Genomic DNA, 18,924 nt, shown 5'->3' on the forward strand with positions numbered 1-18,924 from the left:
CGGCCCTGTCCCCCGCGCCCCTGCCGGGGGGTGGCGCAACCGGCCCCTGAGGGGGCGCGGGGAACTGCGCGACCAGCCCCCACCGCACCCGCGGCCGACATCCGTGGCCGCGCCACCCCGGCTTCCTGCTCCCCCCTTCCTCACAGTGGGTGGGCAGAGTCACCAGGGCGGCGGAGGCGGAGCCGTCACCGTTTCCGCCAGGCGGGTCAGGCGGTCTCGGAAGCGGCGGCGCCCCCGCGGAGAGGGGCCGTTCTCGCCGGTGGCCGCGCTGACGAGGTGTTGGACCGTGTCCAGGTCGAGTTCCGCGCCCTCGGGGACGGTGAGCGTCTCGTGGGCCATGGCGGTGAGCGCGTCGTCGGTGGTGGTGGAGAGGGCGAGGACCGTCACGCCGGCGCGGCGGGCGGTGTGGATCCGCTCCAGCAGGGGTTCGGCGTCACCCGGCGTCACCACGAGCAGTGTCTCGCCGCGGCGGGCCGTCTCGATGCGCCCGGGGCCGACCGCGAGGTGCGCCGGGTCGGTGGGACGCGCGTCGTGCCGTACGAGGGTCGGCGCCAGTTCCGGCGTACCGGACCACGCCGCCTCGTCCACCAGGTGCGCGGCGAGATGCCAGGGCTCGTAGTCCGGGGTGCCGAGGAGGAGGAGTCCGCCGCCGTGCGTCACCACCGAACCGCGCAGCGCCCCCGCGAATCTCCGCGTCGCGCTCAACCACTCGGTCCCGGCGAGCACTTCACGCAACAACGCGACCCGTACGGCGTCCATGCCCACGCATACTGCCGCAATCGGACACTCGTGACGCGGAGTTCACTCCGAATTCGCCCGAACCGGGGAGAAGGCGGCCCATGAGCGACGTAGAAGCAAGCATTCCCTTTCGCGCCGGCAAAGAGGGCTACGCCAGTTTCCGGATCCCGGCGGTGGTGGTCTCCCGGGCCGGCACCGTGCTCGCCTTCTGCGAGGGGAGAGTCAACTCCGCCGCCGACCACGGGCACATCGACGTCGTCCTGAAGAGGTCGGGGGACGGTGGACGCACCTGGGGGGCGCTCCAGGTCGCCGCGAGCAACGGGACCGATCTCGCCGGGAACCCCGCCCCCGTCGTCCTCGACACCGGCCGCATCCTGCTCGTGCACGTCCGCAGCGCCGCCTCCGCCACCGAGGACGCCATCCTGCGCGGGCAGGTGCCGGACGCCGACGGGCGGCGGGTCTGGGTGCAGCACAGTGACGACGACGGGGTGACCTGGTCCGCGCCGAAGGAGATCACCAAGTCGGTGAAGAAGGCCGGGTGGCGGTGGTACGCCACCACGCCCGGGCATGCGCTGCAACTCCGTTCGGGGCGGGTGGTCGTGGCCGCCAACCACACCCTGCCGCCCACCGGGACGGACAACGGCACCGAGGGCAAGTACAACAGCGGGCACTGCCTGCTCAGCGACGACCACGGGGAGACCTGGTACCTCGGCTACCTCGACGAGAACACCAACGGGTACATCAACGTGAACGAGACCACCGCCGCCGAACTGCCCGACGGGCGCGTCTACTTCAACACGCGCAACGACTCCCCGGCGCCGGGGAACAGGGCCGACGCGCACTCGGTGGACGGCGGGCGCACGCTCGTGAAGCCCTTCCGGCCGCAGGCCGGGCTCACCGCGCCCGTCTGCCAGGCCAGCGTGCTCCAACTCCGCGATCCGGAGCTGCTGCTGTACTCCGGGCCCGGCGATGCGGCGAGCCGCGCCCTGATGACGATCCGCGCCTCCGCCGACGGCGGGACCACCTGGCGGTCCGTGCACACCGTGGACGGGCTGCCCGCCGCCTACTCCGACCTGACCCGGATCGACGCGGCCACCGTCGGGCTCCTGTACGAGACCGGTGACTTCAGCGCGTACACGACGATCACCTTCCGCCGGGTGCCCGTGAACCGGCTCACCTGACCGAACCTGGCCGGGTACGGCCGTCGGCCCGGACGTAGAGTCGGCCCATGACCTCTACCGACAGTGCACAGCAGCCGGCGGCCGGGAAGGCCCCCGCCAAGGATCCCTGGGACCTGCCCGACGTCTCCGGTCTGGTCGTGGGGGTGCTCGGCGGCACCGGCCCGCAGGGCAAGGGCCTCGCCTACCGGCTGGCCCGGGCCGGCCAGAAGGTGATCATCGGCTCCCGGGCCGCCGAGCGCGCGCAGGCCGCCGCCGACGAGCTCGGGCACGGTGTCGAGGGCGCCGACAACGCCGAGTGCGCGCGCCGCAGCGACCTCGTGATCGTCGCCGTACCGTGGGACGGGCACGGCAAGACGCTGGAGTCACTGCGCGAGGAACTGGCCGGCAAGCTGGTCGTGGACTGCGTCAACCCGCTCGGCTTCGACAAGCAGGGCGCCTACGCGCTCAAGCCGGAGGAGGGCAGCGCGGCGGAGCAGGCCGCGGCGCTGCTGCCGGACTCCCGGGTCACGGCCGCCTTCCACCACCTCTCCGCCGTGCTCCTCCAGGACCCGGAGATCGAGGAGATCGACACCGATGTGATGGTGCTCGGCGAGGCGCGGGCCGACGTGGAGGTCGTGCAGGCGCTGGCCGGGCGCATCCCCGGGATGCGCGGCGTCTTCGCGGGGCGGCTGCGCAACGCCCACCAGGTGGAGTCCCTGGTCGCGAACCTGATCTCGGTCAACCGCCGCTACAAGGCACACGCCGGGCTCCGCGTCACGGACGTCTGAGGGGATGGGGGACACTGGTGGGCGCCAGCAGTGTCCCCCGCACTCGTCAGGAAAGCGATCTCATGCCCCGCCTCGCCCTCTACGCGCTGATCGTCTGCGTCCTCGCCGTCGCCGCCGCCGTCGTCTCCTTCGTCCAGGGCAGCTGGCCGATCGGCGTGGTCTGGGTGCTGCTGACGGGGCTGTCGTCGAACATGACCTGGTACTACGTGCGGCGCGGCCGTCAGGAGAAGTCGGTCACCGGCTGATCACCGGCCGCCCACCGGCCGACCACCGGCCGATCACCACCGGGCTGCCGCCGACTGCCTCTCCTCGCCCTCCAGGAGGACCCGCCCGCCGATCTCCACCCAGCCGTACGGCTGGGGTGCGGTCAGGATCTGCGAGCCCCTGCCCTGGGTGATGTTCAGGGCCCGGCCCAGTTCCGCGGTGAGCAGCAGCGCCGCCGCACCGGTCGCCTCGTCCTCGTCGATGCCGTCGTCGCGGCCCGGGAAGGCGCGGGCACGGACCCGCCCGGCCGACTCGTCCTCCCACGCCCAGGCATAGATCCACTCCCCCGGCGGCGGCACCGGCAGCGCGTCGACCTCGGCGGCCGTGGCGTACTGGCGCAGGGTGCGCGGCGGAACCCACTCCGGGAGCGCCTCGATCCAGCTGAACTCCCCGTCCAGCCGGGCGCCGACCACACCGGCCGGGGTGACCAGTTCGGGTACGTCCAGCAGCCAGGCCGTGCCGACGCAGGGGTGGCCGGCGAACGGCAGGCGCAGGGTGGGGGTGTAGATGTCGACGGCCCCGCGCTCGGGGTCGTCCACGAACACGGTCTCGCTGAACCCGAGCTTCGCCGCCAGCGCCTGCCGGTCCTCCCGCGCGGGCAGCACGGAGCCGTCGCGGACGACCCCGAGCTCGTTGCCGTATCCGCCGTTCGCCGCGCAGAAGACACGCAGCACGTCGTAGTCAGTCACTCCGGCATTGAAGCACTCGCGGCGTCACCCCTCGGTACGACGCCTGCGCATCGCATACACGACACCCGCGCCCGCTGCGACGGTGACGGCCGCTGCCGTGCCGAGGGCGGCTGCCGGAAGGGCCGAGCCGGTGGAGGCGAGGGCACCACCCGTGCCACCCGTCGTGGAGGCGACGGCACCGCCGCTCGCCGAACCGGTGGTGTCGTCCGAAGCGGTGGCGGTCGGGGTGCTGGTCGCCCCGTCGTCGCCGGACGGGAGCTGGGCGTCGTCCGTCAGGGCGATGGAGAGGTCCAGCGGGTCGAGTGCGGTGCCCGCGGTGTAGTAGCCGCTGAACGCCTTCGCGCCGGCCTCGGTGAGGGTGGCGGTGACGTCGTCCAGGGTGATGACGTCGTCCGTGGCGGTCAGGTCGGCGGATCCGGCCTCGAGGTCGGCGAGTTCGACGTCCTCGGTGGTGGTGCCGAGGCTGGTGACGTCGGCGGTCAGGGTGCCCTTGCCGTCGGCGATCGTCGCGCGGACGCCGGAGAGGGTGAGGTCGAGGGCGTAGGTGCCGTCGCTCTCGTGGCCCTTGAAGTTGACCGCACCCCCGAAAGCGGCGGTGAGGGTGCCGGCGTCGGTGTCGTAGGTGCCGGTCGCGTCGGTGAAGGTGAAGACGCCGTTGCCGGCGGCCTGCGTGGCCCCGCCGGAGACGGTGATCCTCCCGTTGGCCACACTGCCGACGACATACGTGCGGAAGGACTCCTTCACGCCCCAGGTGAGGGTGCCGTCGGCTATGTCGCCCTCGGCCGGGGTCTCCTCGGGCTCGGAGGCGGAGGGCGAGGCGGACGTGGACACGGACGCCGAAGGGGACGCGGACGTGCTCGCCGAGGCCGACGCGGACGGCGACGGTGACGGGGACGGGGAGGTGCTCGTGGACGCGGAGGCGCTGGGCGACGGGGACTGTGCGGTCGTCTGGACGACCGTCAGCGGGTCGCCGGCCGCGCCCTCGTAGCCCGCGCTGCCGAGGACGTCGGCGGCCTGCTTGGTGAGGGTGGTCGTCATGTCCGTCATCGCGCGGGTGACGGTCACCGTCGCGAGCGGCACGTCGTCGGTCGTCGTGCCGTTGCGGGTCACGTCGGCGGTGATCTCCGCGGCCCCGCTGTCGAACTGCACGTCGGACAGGGTGAGGTCGAAGCCGTGCAGCTGGGAGGTGATGCGGAGGCTGCCCTGGAAGGCGAGGGCGACGGTGTGCGCGTCGGAGTCGTAGCCGCCGGCGCCCTGGGTGAAGGTGAAGGCGCCGTTGCCCGCGGCCTGCGAGGCGCCGTCGGACGGGGTGAAGGCACCGGCCGCCATCCCGGTCACGTAGGTGCGGTACGACTGCTTGATGCCCCAGGTCAACTCGTAGCCGCTGAGCGGTACTTCGGCGGCCGACGCGGTGGTCGCGGCGGTGAGCGCGCCGGCGCCCAGGGTGACCGCCACGGCGGCGGCGAGGGCGAGGGATCTGGGTGTGGTGGCAAGCATGGGCCTGTGGCTCCTCAGGGGTGTTCGGGGGTGTGGGTGGGTCGGTCCTCGCCGGCGGGGGCGGGCCCGGCCGCCGGGCGGGTACGGCGCCTGCGGACGGCGACCGCGAAGAGCGCGGCGGCCGCCAGCAGGGCACCCGTGGTGAGGACGACGGTCAGGACGGGGGTGCCGTCGCCGTCGGCGGCCCCGGTGTCGTCGGCCAGTGGCCGCGCCGAGGTGGGGCCGGGCGCGGGCGTCTCCGTCCCGTCGGCCGCGCTGCCCAGGTCGGGCAGGGCGGGCAGGACGGCGTCGGCGGTGAGGGCGACGGCGAGGGAGACCGGGTCCATGGCGGTGCCGGCCCGGTACATCCCGGCGAAGGCCCTGGCGCCTTGGGCGGTGAGCTTCGCGGGGGCCTCGGTGACCGAGGCGAGCCCCTTCTTCGCGGTGAGGTCCTCGGCGGTGAAGGTGACCAGCGGGACCTTGTCGCCGGTGAAGGCGTCGCTGTCGACGTCGGCGTAAAGGGTGCCCGTGCCGTCCTCGACGGTGACCCTGACCGCGCTCAGTCCCAGGTCGAGGCCGTGGTCGCCGGTGAAGCGGACGGCGCCCGCGAAGCTCGCCGTCAACGCGCCGTTGCGGTACGTCCCTTCGCCCTTCGGGAAGCGGAAGAGGGCGCCGCCGTCCTCGGCTCCGCCGGTCAGCGTCCACCTGCCGCGGGCGATGTCACCGGTGACGTACTCGCGGAAGGTGCGGCGTACGCCCCAGTCGACGGCACCGTCCTCGACGGCGTTCTTGGCGGCGGCCTTCTTCATGGGCGACTTGGCGGGCGTCGGGGTCGGCGTGGACGTGCTCGCCGGCTCGACGTCCGCCGCCAGGCTCACCGGGTCCAGGGCGGTACCGGCCGTGTAGTAGCCGGCGAAGGACGTGGCGCCCTGGGCGGTGAGGGTGGCGGGCACGTTGTCGAGGACGACGGCGGAGCCGGCGCCTCGCATGTCGATCCCACCCAGGGCGAGGGAGGCGAAGGGCACCTGCGAGGACGTCGTGACCGCCCCGGTGCCCTTCGCCTTGCTGGTGACATCGAGGTAGAGGGTGCCGGCCGAGCCGGAGATACGGACGGTGGGGCGGCTGAGGGTGAGGTCCAGCTGGTAGGTGCCGTCGCTCTCCCGGTGGCCGACGAAGTGCACCCCGCCGGCGAAGGACGCGGTGAACGCGCCCGTGCCGCCGTCGTAGGTGCCGGTCGCCGAGGGGAAGCGGAACCGGCTGCTGCCCACGGTCGCCGCACCGCCGGTCAGGGAGTAACTCCCCTTCGCGATCGGGCCGGTGACATAGCTCTGGAACGACGACCTCACGCCCCAGTCGAGCCGGCCGCCCTGCACGGTACGGCTCGCCGCGTGGGCGGTGGCGGCCGGGAGCAGGGCCCCCAGAACGACCACGAACACCACGGTGACCAGGGCACGAAGGCGCGCGGGCATGGGAGGTCCTCCGGAGCACGACGGAACGGATACGGCAGGTACGGCGACCCGTAGCCAGCTAAGGTAAGGCTAACCTAAGCTTTGCGCCAGGTCGCCGCAGCGGCCACCGGTGACCCGAGAGAAACGGACGGACGACCGTGCGACGCTTGCGCACCCGACTGGCGGGAGCACTGGTCCCGTTGCTCGCCCTCACCCTGACGGCGACCGCCTGTGGAGGCTCACCGCGGGCCGCGGCCGCGAAGCCGACGGCAGCCGCCGACCGGGTCGAGCCGCTCACCGGCACTCCGTCGCCGGAACTCCCGGTCACCGTCACGTCCGCCGACGGCCGGAAGGTGACAGTCCGTCAGGCACGCCGGATCGTCCCGCTCTCCGGCAGCCTCAGCGAGATCGTGTTCACGCTCGGGCTCGGCGGCCGGGTCGTCGCCCGGGACATCACGGCGACCTTCCGGCAGGCGGCGAAACTGCCGGTCGTCACCCGCAACCACGACGTCTCCGCGGAGGGCGTGCTCTCCCTCAAGCCGGACCTGGTGCTCGCCGAGACGACCACCGGGCCCCAGGAGGCGATGGACCAGATCCGCGAGGCCGGTGTCCCGGTGCTGCTGGTCGATCCGGCCCAGGGTCTCGGCGACGTGGGTCCGCGGATCGCCGCGGTGGCCGGCGCGCTCGGCGTCCCGGCGGCGGGGAAGCGGCTGACGCGGCGCACGGAGGACCGTATCGCCGTGGTGCGCAAGGCGGTTCCGCACGAGCGGACGAAGCCGCGGGTCGCCTTCCTCTACCTGCGCGGCTCGGCCTCCGTGTACCTGATCGGCGGGCGGGGGTCGGGGGCCACCTCGCTGCTGGAGGCGGCGGGGGCCGTGGACGCCGGGTTCGAGTCCGGGCTGACGAAGGACTTCACCGCCATCACCGCCGAGGCGCTCGTCAAGGCCGCGCCGGACGCGATTCTCGTCATGACCAAGGGACTCGAGTCGGTCGGGGGCATCGACGGTCTGGTGAAGATCCCGGGGGTGGCGCAGACCCCGGCCGGGATGGACCGGCGGGTGGTGTCGGTGGAGGACGGGGTGCTGCTCAACTACGGGCCGCGCACCGACCAGGTGCTGAAGTCGGTGGTGGCGCAGCTGTACGGGGACGACGCGAAGTGAGCGGGCGCGGAGGGAGGCCGACGGTCGGATGGCTGCTCGCGCTGGGGCTGGTCGCGGCGCTGGTCGTGCTGGTGCCGGTGGCGGCGGGGCTCGGCGCGTATCCCATTCCGACCGGGGACGTGCTGGACTCGGTCCTGCACCGCGCCGGACTCGGCGGTACGGCGCTGGGCCGGGTGCCCGAGTCCGTCCTCTGGAACGTCCGCTTCCCGCGGATCGTGCTGGCGCTGCTCGTCGGTGCCTCGCTGGGGTGTGCGGGGGCGTTGATGCAGGGCGTGTTCGGCAACCCGCTCGCCGAGCCCGGGGTGATCGGGGTCTCCTCGGGGGCCGCGGTGGGGGCGGTGGGGGTGATCGCGTTCGGGCTCGACTTCCTCGGCGCCTGGACGGTGTCGGTGTGCGCGTTCGGGGCGGGGCTGGCGACGGTGTTGCTGGTGTACGCGATGGCGCGTTCCGGAGGCCGTACCGAGGTGGTGACCCTGATCCTGACGGGCATCGCGGTGAACGCGTTCGCGGGGGCGCTGATCGGGCTGTTCCTCTTCTTCGCGGACACCGCGGCGGTCAACCAGATCACGTTCTGGCAGCTGGGTTCGCTGTCCCAGGCGACGTGGCCGAAGGTGCTGGCGGTACTCCCGTGCGCCGTGCTCGGCCTCGCCCTGGCGCCCCGCTACGCCCGCCGTCTCGACCTTCTCGCCCTCGGCGAACGCCCGGCCCGGCACCTGGGCGTCGACGTCGAACGCCTGCGGCTCACCCTGGTCCTGGTCATCGCCCTCCTCACGGCGGCGGCGGTGAGCGTGTCGGGGATCATCGGCTTCGTGGGCCTGGTCGTCCCGCACGTCCTGCGGATGGCGGCGGGGCCGGGGCACCGCTTCCTCGTCCCGGGCAGCGCGCTGCTGGGGGCGGTCACCCTCCTGACCGCCGACCTCACCGCCCGCACGGTGTCCGCCCCGGCGGAACTCCCCCTCGGCGTCCTCACGGCCCTCCTCGGCAGCCCGTTCTTCTTCTGGCTGCTACGGAGGACACGGCGCCGGCAAGGGGGGTGGGCGTAGCGACGCGGGCCTCGCCGTCGGCGGTGCGGGTCCGTCGCCGGGTGCGGCGCCATCGTGGCTCGTCGCGCAGTTCCCCGCGCCCCTTACGGGGCGCTGTCTCACCACCCTTTTCGACACGCCCCGAGCCCCTTATGGGGCACCACCGCCCACCTGTTCACCCCAGGTCCGTAGGCCTCGAACACGCCTCCGCCACTCACCCTCTTCCCGCCGCTCACGACCGATCGGAGAAGCCCGCTCATGAGACTCCGCCGTCCGAATCCCGGGCCTCCTCCTCCCCCAGTTGTCGGTGAGGTTCTCGTCGAGGCCGAGGGGCTGTGTGTGCGGCTCGGTGATCGGTTCGTTCTCCGTGGTGTCGACGTCGTCGCCCGGGCCGGGGAAGTGGTCGCTCTCGTCGGGCCCAACGGGGCCGGGAAGTCCACTCTGTTGGCGGCTCTCGCCGGAGATGTCGTGGCCGGTGGCGGAGTCGTCCGGCTCTTCGGCCGTCCCGCCACGGAGTGGTCAGCCGGGGAGCTCGCGCTGCGGCGGGCGGTGCTGCCGCAGTCGGCCACGCTGTCGTTCCCGTTCACGGTGGCGGACGTGGTGCGGATGGGGCGGGCGCCGCACACCGGCTCCGCACCCGGCGAGGACGAACTCGCCGTCGCCGAGGCGATGGCGGCGACCCAGGTGACCGCCTTCGCCGAGCGGTCGTTCGCCGCGCTCAGCGGCGGCGAGCGGGCCCGGGTCGCTCTCGCCCGGGTGCTCGCGCAGCGCGCGCCCCTGCTGCTGCTCGACGAACCCACCGCCGCGCTCGACCTCAGGCACCAGGAACTGGTGCTGCGGCTCTGCCGGGACAGGGCGCACGCCGGTGACGCGGTGGTTGTGGTGCTGCACGACCTCGCCCTCGCCGCCGCCTACGCGCACCGGGTCGCGATCCTGTGCGCCGGTCATGTCGCCGCCGACGGCCCGCCCGCCGAGGTGTTCGAGGAGCGGTTGCTGTCGGAGGTCTACGACCAGCCGGTCGAGGTGTTCCCGCATCCGCGGACGGGAGTCGCCGTCGTCGCACCGAAGCGCACCCCTTGACCTTCCCTTTGCCATTCCTTGGCGTTTGTTTTTCGCCGTCGATATCAAGCCGTGTCTGTGATCTTTCTGTGGCTGATGAATCACCACCCGGGCGGGTATGAGTGAGGTAAGCCTCAGGTAAGTTAGGCCAGCCTCACCACACCATCCGCTTGGAGCCTGCATGCGTGCCGTCCGACTCACCGTCACCGCCGCCGCCACCGTGGCCGCCTTGACCGCCCTCTCGGCCTGCACGGCGAAGAGCGACGCCAAGGGCGACGACGCGATCCAGGTCACCGCCACCGACTCGAAGTGCGAGACGTCGACGAAGTCGGTCCCGGCGGGGCACGTCACGCTCGCCATCGAGAACACGGGGTCCAAGGCCACCGAGGTCGAGATCCTCTTCCCGGACGACCGGATCGTGTCGGAGAAGGAGAACATCGGGCCGGGGACGAAGTACACGCTCACCGCCGAGGTGAAGGCGGGGTCGTACGAAATAGCCTGCCGGCCCGGGATGAAGGGGCACGGCGTGCGGCAGAAGCTGACCGTGACCGGCGGCACGGTCGCCAAGCGCGACCCGAAGCTGGACGCGGCCGTCGCCGCCTACCGCGAGTACGCGCAGGAGCAGGCCGACGCGACGATCCCGAAGGTGGAGACGTTCGTCAACGCCATCAAGGCCGGTGACGTCGACGCCGCCAAGGACGCCTACGCGCCCTCCCGGGTCGGCTGGGAGACCACCGAGCCGATCGCCGAGTCGTTCGGGGACATCGACCCCAAGACCGACACCCGCGTCAACGACCTGGAGAAGGGCCAGAAGTGGACCGGCTGGCACGCGCTGGAGAAGGCGCTGTGGGTGGACAAGAAGGCCGGCGCCGAGCAGCAGGCCCTCGCCGATGAGCTGCTCACCGACCTGAAGGACTGGCAGAAGCGGGTCGGCAAGGCCGAGATCACCCCGACCTCCATGGCCAACGGCGCCAAGGAGCTCCTCGACGAGGTCGCCACCGGCAAGGTCACCGGCGAGGAGGACCGCTACTCCCACACCGACCTGAGCGACTTCAAGGCCAACGTCGACGGCGCGCAGAAGGCGTACGAGCTGCTCAAGCCGGTCGCCCAGAAGAACGACGCGGCCCTCACCGCCGAACTCGACAAGCAGTTCGCCGCGCTGGACACGCTGCTCGACAAGTACCGCACGGACAAGACCTCCGACGGCTTCGTCTCGTACGACGCCGTCACCGAGGCGCAGCGCAAGGAGCTGTCGGACGCGGTCAACGCCCTCGCGGAACCGCTGTCCAAGCTCGCCGCGGCCGTGGTCAAGTAGGGGGCGGGGAATGAGCGAGAAAGCCAATCCGTCGCGTCGGGCGCTGATCGGGTGGGGCGGGGCCGGGCTCGCGCTCGGGGCCGCCGTGGCCGGGGGCGCGGTGGCGATGACCGAGGTCGGCGACGACGTCGACCCGGTCGCCGCCGACACCGGTGCCGCCGTCCCGTTCCACGGTGCCCACCAGGCCGGGATCGCCACGCCCGTCCAGGACCGGCTGCACTTCGCCGCGTTCGACGTGAAGACCGACGACCGGGACGAGTTCGTCCAGCTGCTGAAGGACTGGACGGCCGCGGCCCGGCGGATGACCGCGGGCAAGGCGGTCGGCGAGGGCGCGTACGGCGGGCTCGCCGAGGCACCGCCGGACGACACCGGTGAGGCCCTCGGGCTCAAGCCGTCCCGGCTGACGCTGACGATCGGCTTCGGACCGTCCTTCTTCGAGAAGTTCGGGCTCGGCGGGCAGCGGCCGGCCGCGCTCGTCGACCTGCCCGGGTTCCCCGGGGACAACCTCGACTCGTCCCGTACCGGCGGCGACCTCTGCGTCCAGGCCTGCGCCGACGATCCGCAGGTCGCCGTGCACGCCATCCGCAACCTCGCCCGGATCGGCTTCGGCAAGGTCGCCATCCGGTGGTCCCAGCTCGGCTTCGGGAAGACCTCGTCGACGACCCCGGACGCCCAGACCCCGCGCAATCTCATGGGGTTCAAGGACGGCACCCGCAACATCGCGGGGACCGAGACCGACCGCCTGAAGAAGTTCGTGTGGGCCGGGGACGGGGACGGGACGGGGTGGATGAGCGGGGGGTCGTACCTCGTCGCCCGCCGGATCCGCATGAACATCGAGACCTGGGACCGGACCTCGCTCCAGGAGCAGGAGGACGTCTTCGGGCGGGACAAGGGCGAGGGCGCCCCGGTCGGCAAGGCCAAGGAGCACGACGCGCCGTTCCTGAAGGCCATGAAGCCCGATGCCCATGTGCGGCTCGCGCACCCGGACTCCAACGGCGGGATCACCATCCTGCGCCGGGGCTACTCCTTCACCGACGGGACGGACGGGCTCGGGCGGCTCGACGCCGGGCTGTTCTTCCTGGCCTACATGCGTGACGTCCGCAAGGGGTTCATCCCGCTGCAGCGCAGGCTGTCGGCGTCCGACGCGCTCAACGAGTACATCCAGCACGTGGGTTCGGCGGTCTTCGCGGTCCCGCCCGGCGTCCGGGACAAGGACGACTGGTGGGGCCGGACGCTGTTCTCCGAATCGTCCGAGTCCTCCAAATCCGCCGAGTCCGCCGAGTCCTCCGAGTCCTCCAAGGGGGCGTGATCCGTGTTCTCCAACTACCTGATCGGGCTGCGGGAAGGCCTTGAGGCGTCGCTCGTCGTCTGCATCCTCATCGCCTACCTGGTCAAGACCGGCCGCACGGACGCCCTGAAGCCGATCTGGATCGGCATCGCGGTGGCGGTGCTGATCGCCATGGGCTTCGGGTGCGCGCTCGAATTCGGCTCCCAGGAGCTGACGTTCCAGGCGCAGGAGGCGCTCGGCGGGTCGCTGTCGATCGTCGCGGTGGGCCTGGTGACGTGGATGGTGTTCTGGATGCGGCGCACCGCCCGGCACCTGAAGGCGGAGCTGCACGGCAAGCTGGACGCGGCCCTCGCGATGGGCACGGGCGCACTGGTCGCCACCGCCTTCCTGGCCGTCGGCCGGGAGGGCCTTGAGACCGCGCTGTTCGTGTGGGCCTCCGTGCACGCGGCCAGCGACGGCACCCCGCGCCCGCTGATCGGCGTCGCGCTCGGCCTGGCCACCGCGGTGTTCCTCGGCTGGCTGTTCTACCGGGGCGCCCTGCGGATCAACCTCGCCAAGTTCTTCACCTGGACCGGCGGCATGCTGGTCGTGGTCGCGGCGGGCGTGCTGGCCTACGGCTTCCACGACCTCCAGGAGGCCGACTGGATCCCGGGCCTGACCGACCAGGCCTTCGACATCAGCGGCGCCATCCCGCCGGACAGCTGGTACGGGACGCTGCTGAAGGGCGTCTTCAACTTCCAGCCGGACCCGACCGTGCTCCAGGTCACGGTGTGGCTGCTGTACCTGGTCCCCACGCTCGCACTCTTCTTCGCCCCGGTAGGGTTCGGCTCCGGGAAGGGGAAGGTGAAGGCACCTGATGGCACGGCACCTGATGACGCACCTGGCGACCAGGGATCGCGGTCCGCTACGGCGCCGCAGGCTCCGCAGGCGTGATCGGAACGCGCTCCTGGCGGTCTCGCTGACCGCCCTGTCACTGACGGCGAGCGGCTGCGTGGTGGTGCACGGGGAGCGCGAGGTGCTCCCCGCCACCACCCGCGCCGAAGCCGCCAAGGCGCTGCGGCAGTTCACGGACGCCTACAACAAGGCCGACAAGGCCTTCGACAGCTCCCTGGACGCGGACTACACGACCGGCGCCCTCGCCGACATCGACTCCGCACGCCTGAAGGCCGGGCACGTCAACAGCCCGGGCGGCAACTCCGGCCACTCGCCACTGGAGTTCGACGACGTCACGTACACCATCCCGAAGAAGGCCGGCTGGCCGCGCTGGTTCGTCGCGAACGCGCACGGCAACAAGGGCGGCGACGAACGCTGGCTGCTGGTCTTCACCCGCAACAGCCTCTCCGCGCCGTTCCAGGTGGCGTATCTGACGCTGGTCGCGCCGGACGCCGTACCGAAGTTCACCACCGACAAGGACGGCTGGGCCGAGGCCGTCCCGGCGAACAGCGCCCAGCTCGCCGCCTCCCCGGGCGACCTGAGCCAGGACTACGCCACGTACCTGAAGAGCGGCGGCACCGTCTTCGCGGACGGCGCGCACACCAGCGGCTGGCGCACGGACCGCGAGAAGTCCACCAAGCCGGGCCTCGCCACCCAGTACATCGACGAGCCGCTGACCAACGGCGACTACGCGCCGCTCGCGCTGCGGACCGCCGACGGCGGGGCGATGGTGTTCTTCACCACCCGCTACTACGCCAAGCAGACCGCGGCCGCCGGCACCTCCGTACCGACCCCGAACCAGGACGTCAAGGCGCTCACCAAGGGCGAGATCAAGCAGTCGCTGACGATGCAGTTCGTCTCCAACCAGGTCGCCCTGGACCCGGCGGGCACCGGAAAGATCTCGGTGCTGGGGCGCATCCAGGGCCTGACCTCGGCACAGGGTTCCTGAACAGCGCCCCCCGAACAGCGCCCCGACAGGGGCGCGGGGAACTGCGCGACCAGCCCCCACGCCGCCGCAGCCGACCGACGTGCCGGCATCACCCAACCTGGTGCTTCCAGCGCAGGGCTCAGCCCCGCAGCGGCCAGGCGGCGGCCACCTGATCGCTCCCCTCTTCGGCGTGCCGGCCGCAGGCATCCGTGAGGATCTCCAGCAGGCTCAGCGGGTCGGGGAGCGCGTGCTCGGGGCCGCGTACCCAGTGCACCCGGCGGTCGTCGTCGCCGGGCAGCCGGGCGGGCGGTACGAGGACGTAGGAGCCCCGGCAGTGCCAGCGCAGGCCCGGGTGCTCGTCCATGGTCTCGGGGCGGCAGTCCAGCTCGCACGGCCACCACTCGTCCTCGTCCTCGGGGGTGCCGCGGGTGAGGGTGAAGAAGAGCAGGCGTCCGTCGTCGCTCCCGGCGACCGGGCCGACCTCGACGCCGTTCGCGAGCAGCCGCTCCAGGGCCTGCCGGCCGGCCTCCAGGGGGACGTCCAGGACGTCGTGGGTCATGCCGGTCGCGGTGATGAAGTTGGCCTGCGGCTGGTGCCGGGCCCAGCGCTCGATCTGGGCGCGGTCGGTGGTGGACTGCGTCTGCCACGCGAACGACACCGGGTGCCGGGCCGGGGTGGGACAGCCGACGCGGTCGCAGGAACAGCCGTAGCCGGGCGCGGGGTGCGCGGCGGGGGCCAGTGGGAGGCCCGCCGCGGCGGCGGCGAGCAGCAGGTCCGTACGGCCCGCGTCGCCTGCGGCGGCCGCCTCCTTCGGACGGCGTCCGCGGAGCCACCGGGAGAGTCTGCCCTGCCGGCCGCTGGGGCCGCCGAACGTCGCGCTCATCTATCGCCTCGCCTCGCTGTGGTCCGGCCAGGATGCCTTATGGCCCTGTCTGGGCATGAAGCGGGGGGTACGAGAGCTGTGTCACCCGGGCGGCCAGGCGTCTCCCCAGTCCGCGTCCCGGGCCGCCTTGTACAGGTCGCCGTGGCGTTTGGTGACCGTCGTGCGGCGGAGCTGTTCGTCGGTCTCGCACAGGTCGAGCAGGACCTGGCCCTTGCGGATCTGGGGGCGGCGGACCACCCGGGCCGGTGCCGGGGCGGGCGGGAAGCGGGTGGCGGCCACGTAGCTGAACTTCTCATCCTCGTAGGGCAGTGATCCGCCCTTGACCTGGCGGTGCAGGGAGGAGCGGCTGACCCGGGCCGAGAAGTGGCACCAGTCCGTGCCGGGGACGATCGGGCAGGCGGCGCTGTGCGGGCAGGGGGCGGCGACGTGGAAGCCGGCGGCGATCAGGCGGTCCCGGGCCTCGATGATCCGGGCGTAGCCGGCGGGCGTGCCGGCCTCGACGAGGACGACGGCCTGCGCGGCGGCCGCGGCGGCGTCGACGAGGGCGGCGCGGCCGGTCTCGTCGAGTTCGTTGAGGACGTACGACACCGTGACGAGATCAGTGCTCTCGATGGTGAGCGTCGCTCCGATCCGAGAGCGCTGCCACTTCGCGTCCCGCAGGGCCGGGTTCGCCGCGGCGATCTCCCGGCCGAGGGCCAGCGCCGGCTCGGCCCAGTCGAGGACCGTCACCGGCCGTGCGCCGTCCCAGGTGTCGGTCACCGCCCAGGTCGCCGCGCCCGTCCCGCCGCCGACGTCCACATGGCTCCCGGGCGCCCAGCCCTCCGGCACCGCGTCGGCGAACGCCGCCAGCGCGGACCGTACCGCCTCGAAGGTCGCCGGCATCCGGTACGCCGCGTACGCCACCACGTCCGCCCGGTCCCGCAGGATCGGCGCGTCGGTCGGGGTGGCCCCGCGGTAGTTGGCGATCAGCCGCTCGACGGCTCCGGCGGCCCGCTTCGGGGGCAGCCCGTCGAGGAGGTCGGAGAGGGTGGCGCGCAGCCGGTCGGCCGGGGCCACGGGATGGGTGGGGTGACTCACCCGGCGATTGTATGGACAGCCCTGGCGAGGCGGGTCGCCGCGGCCGCCCGCGGGGCGCTGTCGCCGGGGCGGCGGCGCGGATGCACGGTGTTGGCCAGCAGCACCAGGAAGGTGTCCGTCGCCCGGTCCAGCACCAGGCTCGTCCCGGTGAAGCCGGTGTGGCCCGCCGCACCGTGTCCCGCCAGTTCGCCCATGAACCACGGCTGGTCCACCAGGAAGCCCAGGCCGGGCGGGGCCAGCAGCAGGTCCACGAAGTCGGGGCCGAGGACGCGTGCGGGGCCGTACGCGCCGCCCGAGAGCAGGGCGCGGCAGAAGATCGCCAGGTCCCGGGCGGTGGAGAAGAGGCCGGCGTGCCCGGCCACCCCGCCCAGCGCCCAGGCGTTCTCGTCGTGCACGACGCCCCGCAGCATCCCCCGGTCCGCCTTGGCCCACGGCCGCCGCTGGTCCTCGGTGGCCGCCGCTCCGGGGCAGGGGCCGAAGTCGGTGGCGGTCATGCCGAGCGGACGGGTGATGCCGTCGCGGACCAGGACGTCGAGGGGGCGGCCGGTGATCCGCTCCAGGACGTGCTGGAGGAGGAGCAGGTTGAGGTCGGAGTAGCGGTAGGCGCCGGGTGCGCTGCTCGGGGCCTCCGCGCGGAGCAGGTCGAGGCGGGCCGCGTCGTCGGGGCAGTCGTACAGCGGGAGTTCGGGGCGCAGGCCCGAGGTGTGGGTGAGGAGCTGGCGGACGGTGATGCCGTGCGCGGCGGCGCCGTGGAAGTCGGGGAGGTAGGCGCCGACGCGGGCGTCGATGCCGAGGGTGCCGCGCTCCAGCTGCTGCACGGCGGCGACCGCGGTGAAGAGCTTGGTGAGGGAGGCGAGGTCGAAGGGGGTGCCGACGGTCGTCGGGACCCGGGCGGCGGGCAGGAGTTCGACACCGGCGTCGGTCGCGGGGTCGTACGCGGAGCAGCGCACGGCCCAGCCGGTCGCCTCCTGCACGGCGATCACGGGTCCGCGTCCGGCGACCACGACGGCCCCGGCCGCCCAGGGCCGCTCACCGGTGGTGAGGCCGCGCACCTCGCGGACGAGGTGTCTGAGTTCCGCGGGGTCGAGACCGGCCCGTTCCGGTGTGTCGACGCGCAGTCTCGGTGCGCTCAGCTCTCCTCCCCCTCTCTCGACGTCGCACGGGCGTTCCCACGTGCTGCCCAGGGACGGCACATTCCCACGAAGCAGGCCAGCGCCACCAGTGCCCCCGCCAGTTGGACGATCGCCATGGGCACGGCGGTTCTCTCCCCGGCGATCCCGACCAGTGGCGAGGCGACCGCGCCGACGAGGAACGAGGACGTCCCGAGCAGCGCGGACGCGGACCCGGCGGCGTGCCGGGTGCGCAGCAGGGCGAGGGACTGGGCGTTGGGGAGGGTGAGGCCCATCGCGGACATCAGGACGAAGAGGGCGGCGGCGACCGGGGCGAGCCCGACCGGGCCGAGGGCACCGCTCGCCATCAGCAGCAGCGCGGTCGCGGCGAGGACGGTCACCACCAGGCCCGCGCCCAGCACCTTGTCCAGGCTGACCCGGCCGACCAGCACCTTCCCGTTGACCTGCCCGGCGATCACCAGCCCGACCGAGTTGAGGCCGAAGAGGAGGGAGAAGGTCTGCGGAGAGGCGCCGTAGATTTCCTGAATGACGAAGGGCGAGGCAGCGATATACGCGAACAGCGCGGCGAAGGCGAAGCCGCCGGCGAGCATGTAGCCGGTGAAGGGCAGGTCGGCGAGGAGGGTGCGCATGGCGCGGACGGCGGCGGCCGCTCCCCCGGCGTGCCGGCGGGCCGGCGGCAGGGTCTCCGGGAGCCGTATCCAGACCAGCGCCGCGAGCAGCGCTCCGACGACCGTGAGGACGACGAAGACGCCCCGCCAGTCCGTCACCCGCAGGATCTGCCCGCCGATCAGCGGGGCGACGACCGGGGCGACCCCCGAGACCAGCATCAGGGTGGAGAAGAAGCGGGCCATGGCGACCCCGTCGTAGAGGTCGCGTACGACGGCCCGCGCGATCACGATGCCGGCCGCGCCCGCGAGACCCTGGACCAGCCGGAAGGCGACCAGGGTCCCGACGTCCGGCGCGACGGCGCACAGGGCGGTGGCGACGACGTAGCAGGCGAGGCCGGCCAGCAGCGGGCGACGGCGGCCCCAGCGGTCGCTCATCGGGCCGACGGCCAGCTGGCCGAGGGCCATGCCGGCGAGGCAGGCGGTGAGGGTGAGCTGGACGGTCGCGGCGGGGGCGCCGAGGGAGCGGGTGACCTCCGGCAGGGAGGGGAGGTACATGTCCATCGCCAGCGGGGGCGTCGCGGTGAGCCCGCCGAGGACCAGGACCAGCAGGAAGCCGGTACGGCGGGCGGCGGGACCGGCGGCGACGGCGGGGCCGTGCGGCGCGGGTACGGCGGGTACGGCGGGTACGGCGGTGTCCTGGGCGTCCGGTCTCGGCGGCGCCGGCTGCTCGGGCATGTGTCCCCCGTCTTCCTGAGATCTCGCAGGTCTCGTGGTGCGCCGTCTGTCGACTGCGGCGCCGTTGTGGCTGGTCGCGCCCACGCGGCGGAGCCGCATATCAGATGCAACCCCGCGCCCCTTCGGGGGCGCTGCTCGACCCCTCTCTTCGTCGGTCCCGCGGCGGCCCCCGCATATGCTCTCAGCTCGTACAGACTGCCGGGAAACACACGAGCGAGGGCGG

General features: G+C 72.9%; 18 protein-coding genes. 10 read left to right on the plus strand and 8 right to left on the minus strand.

The window, feature by feature from the left end:
* Positions 1 to 159: 159 nt before the first annotated feature.
* Positions 160 to 759 (minus strand): hypothetical protein, encoded by a 600-nt coding sequence (locus ACFWPQ_RS27080; RefSeq protein WP_384039890.1) that lies wholly within the window; start codon positions 757 to 759, stop codon positions 160 to 162.
* A gap of 80 nt (positions 760 to 839) precedes the next feature.
* On the opposite strand from ACFWPQ_RS27080, the gene ACFWPQ_RS27085 reads away from it, so the two are divergent.
* The 3 genes from ACFWPQ_RS27085 to ACFWPQ_RS27095 all read left to right on the plus strand — a co-directional run bounded on the left by ACFWPQ_RS27085 (position 840) and on the right by ACFWPQ_RS27095 (position 2,931).
* Positions 840 to 1,919 carry an exo-alpha-sialidase gene (locus tag ACFWPQ_RS27085; protein ID WP_384039893.1) on the plus strand — a complete coding sequence of 360 codons (1,080 nt, stop codon included), beginning with the start codon at positions 840 to 842 and terminating at the stop codon, positions 1,917 to 1,919.
* A gap of 47 nt (positions 1,920 to 1,966) precedes the next feature.
* On the plus strand, positions 1,967 to 2,686 hold the full coding sequence (gene npdG, locus ACFWPQ_RS27090; protein ID WP_384039896.1) for an NADPH-dependent F420 reductase: 720 nt from the start codon (positions 1,967 to 1,969) through the stop codon (positions 2,684 to 2,686).
* A gap of 62 nt (positions 2,687 to 2,748) precedes the next feature.
* Complete coding sequence (locus ACFWPQ_RS27095; RefSeq protein WP_384039899.1) at positions 2,749 to 2,931, plus strand: hypothetical protein; 183 nt, start codon at positions 2,749 to 2,751, stop codon at positions 2,929 to 2,931.
* A 33-nt stretch (positions 2,932 to 2,964) separates the two neighbouring features.
* Here the strand turns inward: ACFWPQ_RS27095 and ACFWPQ_RS27100 are convergent, their stop codons facing one another.
* Genes ACFWPQ_RS27100 through ACFWPQ_RS27110 form a run of 3 tightly spaced genes read right to left on the minus strand, consistent with a single transcriptional unit; the run spans position 2,965 to position 6,584 of the window.
* A complete protein-coding gene (locus ACFWPQ_RS27100) occupies positions 2,965 to 3,639 on the minus strand; it encodes a PhzF family phenazine biosynthesis protein (protein ID WP_384039901.1) in 675 nt (224 codons plus the stop codon).
* A gap of 24 nt (positions 3,640 to 3,663) precedes the next feature.
* Positions 3,664 to 5,136 (minus strand): HtaA domain-containing protein, encoded by a 1,473-nt coding sequence (locus tag ACFWPQ_RS27105; protein WP_384039903.1) that lies wholly within the window; start codon positions 5,134 to 5,136, stop codon positions 3,664 to 3,666.
* 14 nt (positions 5,137 to 5,150) lie between these two features.
* Positions 5,151 to 6,584 (minus strand): HtaA domain-containing protein, encoded by a 1,434-nt coding sequence (locus ACFWPQ_RS27110; protein WP_384039906.1) that lies wholly within the window; start codon positions 6,582 to 6,584, stop codon positions 5,151 to 5,153.
* Between the two features lie 137 nt (positions 6,585 to 6,721).
* Between ACFWPQ_RS27110 and ACFWPQ_RS27115 the strand changes: the two genes are divergently transcribed.
* The 7 genes from ACFWPQ_RS27115 to ACFWPQ_RS27145 all read left to right on the plus strand — a co-directional run bounded on the left by ACFWPQ_RS27115 (position 6,722) and on the right by ACFWPQ_RS27145 (position 14,289).
* The gene (locus ACFWPQ_RS27115) at positions 6,722 to 7,723 is read left to right on the plus strand and encodes a hemin ABC transporter substrate-binding protein (RefSeq protein WP_384039909.1); all 1,002 of its coding nucleotides are present in this window, start codon (positions 6,722 to 6,724) and stop codon (positions 7,721 to 7,723) included.
* Positions 7,720 to 8,766: a FecCD family ABC transporter permease gene (locus ACFWPQ_RS27120; protein ID WP_384039912.1), complete on the plus strand. Its 1,047-nt coding sequence runs from the start codon at positions 7,720 to 7,722 to the stop codon at positions 8,764 to 8,766. Before ACFWPQ_RS27115 ends, ACFWPQ_RS27120 begins: the two co-directional genes overlap by 4 nt.
* Positions 8,767 to 9,003: 237 nt before the next feature.
* Positions 9,004 to 9,825, plus strand: a complete 822-nt coding sequence (locus ACFWPQ_RS27125) for a heme ABC transporter ATP-binding protein (RefSeq protein ID WP_384039915.1) — start codon at positions 9,004 to 9,006, stop codon at positions 9,823 to 9,825.
* 160 nt (positions 9,826 to 9,985) lie between these two features.
* Positions 9,986 to 11,119: an iron uptake system protein EfeO gene (efeO, locus tag ACFWPQ_RS27130; RefSeq protein WP_384039918.1), complete on the plus strand. Its 1,134-nt coding sequence runs from the start codon at positions 9,986 to 9,988 to the stop codon at positions 11,117 to 11,119.
* A gap of 10 nt (positions 11,120 to 11,129) precedes the next feature.
* Entirely contained in the window at positions 11,130 to 12,428 is a 1,299-nt protein-coding gene (efeB, locus tag ACFWPQ_RS27135) for an iron uptake transporter deferrochelatase/peroxidase subunit (RefSeq protein WP_384039921.1), read from the plus strand.
* A 3-nt stretch (positions 12,429 to 12,431) separates the two neighbouring features.
* Positions 12,432 to 13,340 (plus strand): iron uptake transporter permease EfeU, encoded by a 909-nt coding sequence (efeU, locus tag ACFWPQ_RS27140; RefSeq protein ID WP_384039924.1) that lies wholly within the window; start codon positions 12,432 to 12,434, stop codon positions 13,338 to 13,340.
* Entirely contained in the window at positions 13,264 to 14,289 is a 1,026-nt protein-coding gene (locus tag ACFWPQ_RS27145) for a hypothetical protein (RefSeq protein WP_384039927.1), read from the plus strand. The genes efeU and ACFWPQ_RS27145 overlap by 77 nt, the downstream gene beginning before the upstream one ends.
* 118 nt (positions 14,290 to 14,407) lie before the next feature.
* Here the strand turns inward: ACFWPQ_RS27145 and ACFWPQ_RS27150 are convergent, their stop codons facing one another.
* The 4 genes from ACFWPQ_RS27150 to ACFWPQ_RS27165 all read right to left on the minus strand — a co-directional run bounded on the left by ACFWPQ_RS27150 (position 14,408) and on the right by ACFWPQ_RS27165 (position 18,701).
* On the minus strand, positions 14,408 to 15,151 hold the full coding sequence (locus ACFWPQ_RS27150; RefSeq protein WP_384039930.1) for a bifunctional DNA primase/polymerase: 744 nt from the start codon (positions 15,149 to 15,151) through the stop codon (positions 14,408 to 14,410).
* Between the two features lie 81 nt (positions 15,152 to 15,232).
* Positions 15,233 to 16,228, minus strand: a complete 996-nt coding sequence (locus tag ACFWPQ_RS27155) for a small ribosomal subunit Rsm22 family protein (RefSeq protein ID WP_384039933.1) — start codon at positions 16,226 to 16,228, stop codon at positions 15,233 to 15,235.
* A complete protein-coding gene (locus tag ACFWPQ_RS27160) occupies positions 16,225 to 17,421 on the minus strand; it encodes a serine hydrolase domain-containing protein (RefSeq protein WP_384039936.1) in 1,197 nt (398 codons plus the stop codon). Before ACFWPQ_RS27160 ends, ACFWPQ_RS27155 begins: the two co-directional genes overlap by 4 nt.
* On the minus strand, positions 17,358 to 18,701 hold the full coding sequence (locus ACFWPQ_RS27165; protein WP_384039939.1) for a multidrug effflux MFS transporter: 1,344 nt from the start codon (positions 18,699 to 18,701) through the stop codon (positions 17,358 to 17,360). Before ACFWPQ_RS27165 ends, ACFWPQ_RS27160 begins: the two co-directional genes overlap by 64 nt.
* Positions 18,702 to 18,924: the final 223 nt, after the last annotated feature.

It is taken from the genome of Streptomyces sp. NPDC058464 (assembly GCF_042721035.1).
Lineage (GTDB): Bacteria > Actinomycetota > Actinomycetes > Streptomycetales > Streptomycetaceae > Streptomyces.

Coding starts and splice junctions, on each gene's coding strand:
- ACFWPQ_RS27080 (WP_384039890.1), bottom strand. CDS start 759: ATGGACGCCGTACGGGTCGCGTTGTTGCGTGAAGTGCTCGCCGGGACC.
- ACFWPQ_RS27145 (WP_384039927.1), top strand. CDS start 13,264: ATGGCACGGCACCTGATGACGCACCTGGCGACCAGGGATCGCGGTCCG.
- npdG (WP_384039896.1), top strand. CDS start 1,967: ATGACCTCTACCGACAGTGCACAGCAGCCGGCGGCCGGGAAGGCCCCC.
- ACFWPQ_RS27150 (WP_384039930.1), bottom strand. CDS start 15,151: ATGAGCGCGACGTTCGGCGGCCCCAGCGGCCGGCAGGGCAGACTCTCC.
- ACFWPQ_RS27085 (WP_384039893.1), top strand. CDS start 840: ATGAGCGACGTAGAAGCAAGCATTCCCTTTCGCGCCGGCAAAGAGGGC.
- ACFWPQ_RS27105 (WP_384039903.1), bottom strand. CDS start 5,136: ATGCTTGCCACCACACCCAGATCCCTCGCCCTCGCCGCCGCCGTGGCG.
- ACFWPQ_RS27165 (WP_384039939.1), bottom strand. CDS start 18,701: ATGCCCGAGCAGCCGGCGCCGCCGAGACCGGACGCCCAGGACACCGCC.
- ACFWPQ_RS27095 (WP_384039899.1), top strand. CDS start 2,749: ATGCCCCGCCTCGCCCTCTACGCGCTGATCGTCTGCGTCCTCGCCGTC.
- ACFWPQ_RS27110 (WP_384039906.1), bottom strand. CDS start 6,584: ATGCCCGCGCGCCTTCGTGCCCTGGTCACCGTGGTGTTCGTGGTCGTT.
- efeO (WP_384039918.1), top strand. CDS start 9,986: ATGCGTGCCGTCCGACTCACCGTCACCGCCGCCGCCACCGTGGCCGCC.
- efeB (WP_384039921.1), top strand. CDS start 11,130: ATGAGCGAGAAAGCCAATCCGTCGCGTCGGGCGCTGATCGGGTGGGGC.
- ACFWPQ_RS27125 (WP_384039915.1), top strand. CDS start 9,004: ATGAGACTCCGCCGTCCGAATCCCGGGCCTCCTCCTCCCCCAGTTGTC.